This window comes from Dactylosporangium darangshiense, from assembly GCF_039537565.1.
Lineage (GTDB): Bacteria > Actinomycetota > Actinomycetes > Mycobacteriales > Micromonosporaceae > Dactylosporangium > Dactylosporangium darangshiense.
Genome location: NZ_BAABAT010000114.1, coordinates 1 through 8,630, shown reverse-complemented (window position 1 = coordinate 8,630; position 8,630 = coordinate 1). Strand labels below are relative to the sequence as shown.

Here is an 8,630-nt window from a genome sequence, read left to right as displayed (position 1 = left end):
TGCACGTCACGACCGGGATCACGACGCGGGCTTGTCGACCGCACAGCTGTAGGCATGACCATGATTGTCTTGCCCACCAACGGCATCGACCCGCAACGACTCACCGCAAAATCGAAAGATCTTTAGTGTCCAACCCACTGGATCCAGCCCTGGCCCTCCTACAACACCGGCGCGGATACGGCCCGTCACCGCGGACGGAGCGTGACTCCGGACACGGTCGACCCGCTCGCGCTGCCGGTGCACGACGCCACGGTCCCGACCGAGCCTGACGGCACCCATCGATGTACGACTTCGGGCGCTCACATGTTTACGTGATTCGGTGCGCCCATGAATCGTGGTCGACTGATGCGACGAGAACGGCGGGTCATGAGGGGAGCCATGGTCGAGACGAGTGCGGAGGCGGCTGGTCACAATACGTTCGTCATCGGTGGTGAGCTGCCAGTCAACCGCTTTGGCTACAGCACCTCGCGTCTCACCGGCCGCGGCACCTGGGGCAATCCACCGCGGCCGGACGAGGCCGTCAAGCTGCTGCGCCGAGCCGTTGAACTCGGAGTCAACTTCTTCGACACCGCGGCAGGCTATGGGCCAGGCGTGGCTGAACGCCTCATCAGGCGCGCGCTGTCCCCGTACCAGTCGGATCTGGTCATTGCAACCAAGGCCGGCATGTTGCGCCCCGGGCCCACTGTCTGGGTGCGCGACGGCCGCCCTGGAGCCCTTCGATCCGACGTCGAGTCGAGCCTTGCCAACCTCAACGTCGAGCGTCTCGACCTGTTGCAACTGCACCGTGTTGATCCGAAAGTGCCACTTGCCGACCAGGTCGGAACGCTCAAGGAACTGCAGCGCGAAGGTAAGGTCAGGTTCATCGGCCTGAGTGACGTGACAGTCGGGCAGCTTCAGGACGCCCTCCAGATCGCCAATGTCGCCACGGTCCGCAACCGCTTCAGCCTCGCCGACCGCTCAGGCTGGCGAGTGCTCGACTTCGCCAGCCAACGGAACATGGGCTTCATCGCCAAGTCCCCGCTCGCCTCGGGTGTTCTTGCCGATCAGCGAACAGCCCTGGCACGTGCCGGTCGGATTCACGGCCTCCCACCCGCGCAACTCGCACTGGCCTGGGCGCTACGACGGTCGCCGGCTGTGATTCCAACACCGGCCCCTACCACGATCGAACACCTCGAACAGAACGCGGGCGCCATAACCGTTCGGTTGACAGACGATGAGCTGCGAGCGCTCCACGCAACCGTCCTGTAGAGCAGCCATGTACCTCTATCCCTACCTGCCCACCGCCGGCGGCCGCGACACCGACACCGCCGACGTTCTACGCACCGTTACCTCTCAGCTTGAGTTTTATCCTTTGAGTGCCTGCTTACGGACTTCCAGCATGTCCACTGTGGACTTCTTCTTACCGACTGGGTAGCGGGTTCGTGGGGGCCGGGTGCTGCCCTCGGGACGACCGGGACCAGGGGTGGTCGTTTTCGGCCTACTGGCCGGAGTGCCCGGATGCCGGCGCAGGTTACGGAAACCCCGGCGGACCCGTCCAGGAGTCATCGGCCGCCCGGCAGGGATCGTCTTCTCCCAGGGACGACGTAGATCGGTCGTGAGAGTCTTCGCCAGCCGCAGTTGTGCGTGCGCGGCCAGGATCAGCCATGTCCAGCGTTCACCTTGTTGTGGAGTACGGATCTGCGGGGCCGTCCAGCCCAGACTGGACTTGAGCAGCCGGAAGGTATGTTCCACATCGAACCGGCGAAGGTAGGTCTTCCACAGCAGATCCAGGTCGAAGACGGTGCCCGGTGGTGCGGTGTGCCACAGCCACAGGTCTTCCGGCGCCCGGTTGCCGGGCAGACGCTCGACCTGGATGCGGATTACGGTGCCAGCCACGACCGGCAGCACTCCGTCGAAGCCGGTCCAGCCGGCCTGTCTGGACAGTTTCTGGTGCAGCCCGTGCCAGGCGCTGACCATCACCTCGCCGTATCGCGGGTTCTGCCCACGCAGGCGCTGAGCGGGTGCCGGAAGCGATGCCGGCGTGGACAGTTCGAACCGGCTGCCGTGTCTCTTGGGCCGGCCCGGCCGGCCGTCCTTGCGTCGCTTGGGTGCCGGTGCATAGAACACCCGGTCGCTGCGCACCCGGCCCAGGACCTGCACACCCAGACCGTCGCGTTCGGCGAGATAGGTGATGCGGGTCAGGTCGTATCCGGAGTCGAACGTGAACACCGGCGCGGGCCGCTGCGCGAGCGTCCCGGCCGCGTCGAGGCGGGCGAGCACGTTGCCGATCTGGGCGACGGTCACCACCGTCGCGTCGTCGTCGGGGCCGAGACGCACCGCGTCCAGCAGCGCGGTCCACGACGAGGCACCCCACTCCAACCCGGCGGCGAAGGAGAACGGCCAGCCCGGAATCGTCTTGCGGGATCCGTCGCAACGGCAGGAGGTGTAGCAGTGACACAGCCCCGCAGAGGTCACCGCGTTCGGCCGTGGCCACGCCGAGGTATCCACCGCGATTTTCACCGGACCGTCGTCGGCGGGCGGTCACGACGACGCGATCAGCCCGGCCAGCTGTTCAACGTCGACATCACCACAGGCCAGCGCGTCATACAACGCCCCGTGTCCACGCCGGAACACCTTCTCCTGCGACAGTTCCACCGGGGAGTCCACCGGACCCTCAGCGGTCAACACCGCATCCACGAGCTCGAACAGCGCGTCAGCGCGTCTGTCGAAGCACGCATGCAATCCGGCCCGGAACGCGACCAATGCCGCACGACACACCGAGACATCTGTTGCCACCACGGCCTGCAAACCTGGCATAGTAGGCCCCACGGCCACCCCGCATCCTTCGAAGCTTCAGCACTCCGAATGATCACGGGTGGCCGTACCCATATCCTTGCGACACACCGAAACGGCCCGGACGATCTTCTGATCGTCCGGGCCGTTGGTTAAACATCAAGGTGTGCCACGAACGCTGAAAGGGGCTCTATGTAGGAGAGTGTCTGAATGCGATGCTGTGCGAGGGATGAAGGAATTGGCCCTTCGGTGTCGTCCTGTGGGGGAGGGCATCAAACCACCGTATGCGGCGTTAGCCGAAGACTGTCGTCGTGAGCGATACGGAAAAGGCATCGGAAGAGATGTCAGGTAGGGATCAGGAAGACGGTGCGCAGTCCCGGAAACGGGATCGCTGATGACGTGTCGTTATTTAATTCAAGTGACATCAAAACCGGACGTTCTTGTGCGTCCGTGATCAGTCTGGCGGGAGCCCACCGACTGGCCAGACGGTGTCCGGCATGGAGGTGACGTGAGCCTGATCTGCGGCCTTCGCATGGAACGTGGGAAGGCGTGCCCCGATACCGTCGCCCTGGTCGTGGCGAGAGGGAGCGGCCCAAGCAGCAGAACCTGCGAGGGCTTGAGTACCGATGCGGGGCGCGTCGGTGGACCGGCTTGTAGTAGCGATGAAGACCCTGCTGGGCGCGGTGGGGTTGGAGCGAAGGGGCCGGGTCATTCGTGGCTTGTTCGTGTGGCCAACCGGCATCCGGGAGGAGCCCCGTGGACGAGTTGAAACTGCCGGGCAAGCCGTTCGACATTTCGAAGATCGAAGTGTGGGAGGCGTATCGGCAGGTGAGGGAGAACAAGGGCGCCGCCGGAGTGGACGGGCAGTCCATCGAGGACTTCGAGAAGGATCTGAAGAACAATCTCTACCGGATCTGGAATCGCATGTCCTCGGGCAGTTACTTCCCGCCGGCGGTCAAAGCGGTGGAGATACCGAAGTCGCACGGCGATGGGACGAGAATGCTCGGCGTGCCCACCGTCGCGGACAGAATCGCGCAAACGGTGGTAGCGCGCAGGCTGGAGGCGAAGGTCGAACCGATCTTCCACCCGGATTCCTACGGCTACCGGCCGGGACGCTCGGCACTGGACGCGGTAGCGGCGTGCCGGCAACGAAGCTGGCGCAGGAACTGGGTCATCGACCTTGATGTCCAGAAGTTCTTGGATGCATCGTCACACTGCTCCTTCCGCTGATTGTCATGATCAGAATGGGGTGTTGGTGGGGCTGGGAACGTTGATGCGCAAGCCTTTTCGGCGTCCGCTGCGGACGTGGACGGCTTCGAGTTCGCCGCGCTTGACACGGTGCAACACGGTCTGGCGAGACACGCCGAGCAGTTTGGTGGCGTCTTGCATGACGACCCAGCCGTCGGGGGCGGTGTCGACGAACAGGGCGCGTATTTCGTTGGTGATGCGGATGCGCCACGGCGCGCCGGGGGTGATCTGCTCGCCGGCGATGAACCCGTCGGCGAGCCATCGGTGAAGGGTGGAGGGTGCGACGCCGAGTTCCGTGGCGGCGTCGGCGATGGGGAGCACGGGTCCGTCCTGGGGCTGCTGGTCGGGTTGGTGGCAGGGGATGTTGTAGTGGTGGCGCAGCGATTGGACTCTACTGGCGGTGTATGACAGTCCTCGGGCGGTGTGTCGGCCCTGACGGTTGAGGATGCCGGCGATGACTGCGTCGGGGTAGTGCACGGCGAGGCGGCGCAGCAGGTCGATGGTGTCCTCGTCGGTGCGGATGCGGGGTTGGGCGCGTTTGGTGGAGACGGTCAGTTCGCTGATCGCGCCGCCTTTCCAGCGCAGCAGCAGCTGGGCTCGGGCGTTGTCGCGGTCCACGGTGATGTTGACCTCGTCGAGCAGGGTGCGTAGAAGGTGTTTGCGGTCCTTGTCGGTGGTGGTTGGCGCGGCCCAGACCTGGTCGAGGTGGTTGCCGAGATCCAGGATCGCGGCGCGTTCGGCGTCGGTGAGGGTCTTGGGGCGGGCGGCTTCGCGGCGGGCGAGCTCGGACTCGGCGTCGGCGAGGGCGCCGAGCGCGTGTTCCCATTCGGTTTCCAGACCGCGGGCCACGAGTCGGTTGTCGGGGTCGACCGCGCGGTAGCGGCGTTCGGCTTTGCCGGCGGTGTATCGGGCGCGTTGCACTTCGCGGCGCCATTGCGCGAGTGCGGTGTCGTGGCCGTCTTCGAGTTGTTGGACGGCGGCCAGGCAGGCTTGCAGCGCGGCCGGGGCGAGGGCGGCAAGGAAGGTGTCCACGACGGCCCGCTCGACCGCGATGCCGCCGATGCGCATGTGAAACACGCCGCGGCCGTTGACCAGCGACCCGGTGGCGCAGTAGTAGCCGGGAGTGGCCTTGGCGGGGCCTTGGTAGAGCACGGCGAGCTTCCGGCCGCAGACCCCGCAGGTAGCCAGCCCTTGCAGCAGGGCGCAGCCCTCGCGGATCGCGCCGGTGCCGGGTTGATGGGCCCGCGGGCGGGTGTTCGCGCCGATGCGGGCCTGATTGGCCTGGTAGGTGTCCCAGTCGAGGTATCCGGGGTGATGACCGGGAATGAGGACCTGCCACTGGTCTTGGGGCAACGCCCGGCGGCGGACTTGCACCACGCCGTGCTCGTCGAGGTGACGTTCGAAGCGGGTCTTGCCGTAGACGTAGGCGCCGGCGTAGGCCGGATGGGTCAGGATCTTGTGCACGGCGGTGTAGGTCGGCTCCACCCAGACGATCTCGGCGGTCGGGTCGTAGACGTTGCGCTGCAGCGGTAGCTTCAGGCCCTGGTCTTTGAGCCACAGCCACACCGCGCGGGCCGAGCCGCGGGTCGGGAACTGTTCGAAGATTGCCGCGATGACACCACGGACGGCCTCGTCGGGGTGCAGCAGGATCTGCCCGTCGGCTTCGCCCCAAACGAGGCCGACCGGCAGCACGCGACGCAGTTCACCGCGGGCGGCCTTGTTGCGGATCCCGCCCTCCAGGCGGGCGCGCAGGATGTGCAGTTCGGCCTCGGACATGGTGCCCTTCATCCCCAGCAGCAGCCGGTCGTTGAACAACGCCGGGTGGTAGACCCCGTCGGCGTCGCCGATCAGCGTGTCGGTCATGCCGGCCAGGTCCAGCAGCCGGTACCAGTCGGCGTTGTTACGGGCCAGCCGGGACACTTCCAGCGACAACACGATACCGACCTGCCCCAGCCCAACCTGGGCGGCCAGTTCTGCAAACCCCGACCGGCCAGCGGTCGACGCGCCGGAGACACCCTGATCGTCGTCGACGACCCGGATCCCGGCCCGCGGCCAGCCCAACCCGGCCGCGCGGGTGACCAGGTCGTACTGCCGGGCGGTGGACTCCCGGTTGCGGTCGATCTGAGCCAGCGTGGACTGGCGCACATAGATCACCGCAGCGCGACGCAGATGCGATCCGGTGATCTTGCTGGTGTCACTCATCGCCCACCACCGGCCTCGCCCCGGCCGTGGCGGCCCTGGCGATCAACGCCGCCAGCAGCGCAAGCGCGGCGGCGACCTGCCCGGCCGGAAGCTGGACGATCAGCGTGGCTGGTGGCGCCGGAACCTGTTCCGGCATCAGACTGAGCTGCACAGGCTGCACGGGTGTCCTCCTCGCAAGACGACTGCCGTGCAGCCTGCTGCGCCTCGATCGCCTGCGCGACCCGGGCCGCCAGATCCGTGACCAGCGCATGGCAGGCCAGCAGGTCCTCCAGCAAGCCGAGGGTGCCCGCCTCCGCCGCGCCGGCACCGTCACCAAGGTCGGTCCAGGCCGCTGGGATCAGCGACTTGCTGCCGTCAGGCAGCACCAGCAGCAACTCCAGCCGGCCGTGCCGACGCATCCGGCCCAACAGCTGAAGTTCCCGACCCTGCAACGGATGCCTCGGCCGGGTCATCCGGACCGTGGTCACCGCGGCTCTCAACGCCGTCTCAACGTCCTCGATGCGGGTAGTAAGTCGGGGATTTCTTCGACAGCGTCGATCATGAGCTCGTCGTCAAAGCGGTAACGGCACACACCGACCAGCCATGGGTGGTGCTCTACGTCAAGCGGTGGCTGCAAGCCCCGCTGGCACTACCCGACGGCAGTGTGCTGCAGCGAGACCGCGGCACCCCGCAAGGTTCATTATGTTCAGCTGAACATAACCCACCTTATGAGCAGTGCTGGGTTATGCGCAGCGTCGGCCCGTCGGGCCTGGTGAGGGCGGGGTTGGGGGTCGAGCGCTGCGCATAACGCGCCGTTGATTCCGATCAGGGGTTCGGCATGGTGCCGGTCCCGCGTGACGGAGGTCGGCTGCGATGGCGACGTTGTCTGCGCTGGTATCGGGCCTGCTGGCGCCGTAGGGCGAGGTTCTTCGCTGCCCGTGGCGTCGAGGATTTCTCCTTGGACGTGGCGATGGCGTGGGTTGACACGGCATGCGTTATGCGCAGCGCTCGAGCCCTGGAACCGCCCTCACCAGGCCCGACGGGCCGACGCTGCGCATAACCCAGCACTGTTCATAAGGGTCCGCGGTCTCGCCCGTGCTGGCAAACCTGTTCCTGCGCTACGCGTTCGACGCGTGGATGGCCCGGCAATACCCGTCCGTCCCGTTCGAACGCTACTGCGACGACGCGGTCGTGCACTGCGTCAGCGAACGCCAGGCCCAACACATCCGGGCGGCGATCGCGGACAGGATGGAGCAGGTCGGGCTGCGACTGCACCCGACCAAAACCCGGATCGTGTACTGCAAGGACGGTGCCCGGCGAGGCAGCTACGAGCACACGTCGTTCACCTTCCTGGGGTTCACGTTCCGCGCCCGCGCGGCGCGCAGCAGGCACGGCAAGAAGTTCACCTCGTTCCTGCCCGCGATCAGCACCGAGGCCCTCAAGAAGATCAGCGGTGAGGTCCGCCGCTGGCGGCTGCACCGCAGAACACCCCTCACCATCGGCGAGATCGCGAAGAAGATCAATCCGATCGTTCGCGGCTGGACCCAGTACTACGGAGCGTTCTACCGCTCCGCGCTGTGTCCCCTCCTCGGGCGCATCAACGCCTACCTGGTGCGCTGGATCCGCAAGAAATACAAACGGCTGATGTCCTACACGAAGGCGATGGCGTGCTGGCGACCACCGCAACGTGGCTCGGTATGTGAAGTTGCGTAACGAGGGCCGCAGCCCCGAAGAGCGGACGCAGCGGGCGCGTCCGATCGAGGCCGGGGCTGAACCGTGTGCTGTCGGTGAACGTTGTGGCTCTGGTGGGGCGTGTTTGGGGCTATGCCGGGGTGGGTTCATGCGGGTCGGGATCGTAGGGTCACGGCGCGGTGACCGAGGGCGGTGATCGAGGGGAGGTGCGGCAGATGTACGGGCGTTTCAGGGATGAGTCCACTCGCCGCCGTCCCGGTGGTGTTCTTGATCGCGGAAACCGTCGGCTGCTGCGCCGTCCGGCGTTCTGCCGTGCTTATGTTGGTGAACGTATTCGGGCGTGCCGCGGAGATGCGGAGGTGCGGAGTTGGCCGGTACCGCAGTCGTCGAGAACGCTGGGCGGTCCAGTTCGCGGTACGGGGCCGGGCGGTCGCGGTGGTTGCCGGTGTGTGGTGTCGTTTCTCGTGCAATGCGCGGTCAGTGGTTCGGGTGTGGTGTGGGTCCGGGGTTGGGGTCTTGGGGTTCGGTGGGTTGGTGTGAGTGTTTCGGGGCTGCACCGGGTTGTTTCGGTGTGGCCTTTTGTTGTGTTTCCTGTTGAGCGTTTTGTCGGGTGTTTCGGTGTGTGTTTTGGTGTGGTTGGTTGGGGGGTGTGGTGCGGTGGGTTTGGAGATGCCGGATGATTTGGCGCGGTTTTTCAATTGGTTGACCGGGGATGTGTTTCCGGGGTCGGATGAGGA

Annotated in this window: 7 protein-coding genes and 1 pseudogene; 4 read left to right on the top strand and 4 right to left on the bottom strand. The window is 66.1% G+C overall.

The window, feature by feature from the left end; translation table 11 throughout:
• Nucleotides 1–378 precede the first annotated feature (378 nt).
• Nucleotides 379–1,248, top strand: a complete 870-nt coding sequence (locus ABD901_RS57585; RefSeq protein ID WP_345144704.1) for an aldo/keto reductase — start codon at nt 379–381, stop codon at nt 1,246–1,248.
• 96 nt (nt 1,249–1,344) lie between these two features.
• Here ABD901_RS57585 and ABD901_RS57580 read toward each other — a convergent pair whose 3' ends face one another.
• Nucleotides 1,345–2,499, bottom strand: a complete 1,155-nt coding sequence (locus ABD901_RS57580) for a transposase (protein WP_345144702.1) — start codon at nt 2,497–2,499, stop codon at nt 1,345–1,347.
• Between the two features lie 21 nt (nt 2,500–2,520).
• Nucleotides 2,521–2,787 (bottom strand): hypothetical protein, encoded by a 267-nt coding sequence (locus tag ABD901_RS57575; protein ID WP_345144700.1) that lies wholly within the window; start codon nt 2,785–2,787, stop codon nt 2,521–2,523.
• Nucleotides 2,788–3,528: 741 nt separating this feature from the next.
• Here ABD901_RS57575 and ABD901_RS57570 point away from each other — a divergent pair.
• A complete protein-coding gene (locus ABD901_RS57570) occupies nt 3,529–4,002 on the top strand; it encodes a reverse transcriptase domain-containing protein (protein ID WP_345144698.1) in 474 nt (157 codons plus the stop codon).
• A 9-nt stretch (nt 4,003–4,011) separates the two neighbouring features.
• Here the strand turns inward: ABD901_RS57570 and ABD901_RS57565 are convergent, their stop codons facing one another.
• Entirely contained in the window at nt 4,012–6,222 is a 2,211-nt protein-coding gene (locus ABD901_RS57565; protein WP_345144696.1) for a recombinase family protein, read from the bottom strand.
• Nucleotides 6,219–6,689 (bottom strand): DUF5372 family protein, encoded by a 471-nt coding sequence (locus tag ABD901_RS57560; RefSeq protein WP_345144694.1) that lies wholly within the window; start codon nt 6,687–6,689, stop codon nt 6,219–6,221. The genes ABD901_RS57565 and ABD901_RS57560 overlap by 4 nt, the downstream gene beginning before the upstream one ends.
• 601 nt (nt 6,690–7,290) lie before the next feature.
• Between ABD901_RS57560 and ABD901_RS57555 the strand changes: the two are divergent.
• Together ABD901_RS57555 and ABD901_RS57550 are read left to right on the top strand one after the other, a co-directional pair.
• Nucleotides 7,291–7,554 (top strand): annotated as a pseudogene (locus ABD901_RS57555) (reverse transcriptase domain-containing protein); the annotation flags it as partial.
• Complete coding sequence (locus ABD901_RS57550; RefSeq protein ID WP_345144706.1) at nt 7,552–7,914, top strand: group II intron maturase-specific domain-containing protein; 363 nt, start codon at nt 7,552–7,554, stop codon at nt 7,912–7,914. The pseudogene ABD901_RS57555 and the gene ABD901_RS57550, both read left to right, overlap by 3 nt.
• The last annotated feature ends 716 nt before the right edge of the window (nt 7,915–8,630 follow it).

Excerpts from the sequence above, each read along its gene's own strand:
- ABD901_RS57565 (WP_345144696.1), bottom strand. The coding sequence starts at position 6,222 with ATGAGTGACACCAGCAAGATCACCGGATCGCATCTGCGTCGCGCTGCG.
- ABD901_RS57585 (WP_345144704.1), top strand. The coding sequence starts at position 379 with ATGGTCGAGACGAGTGCGGAGGCGGCTGGTCACAATACGTTCGTCATC.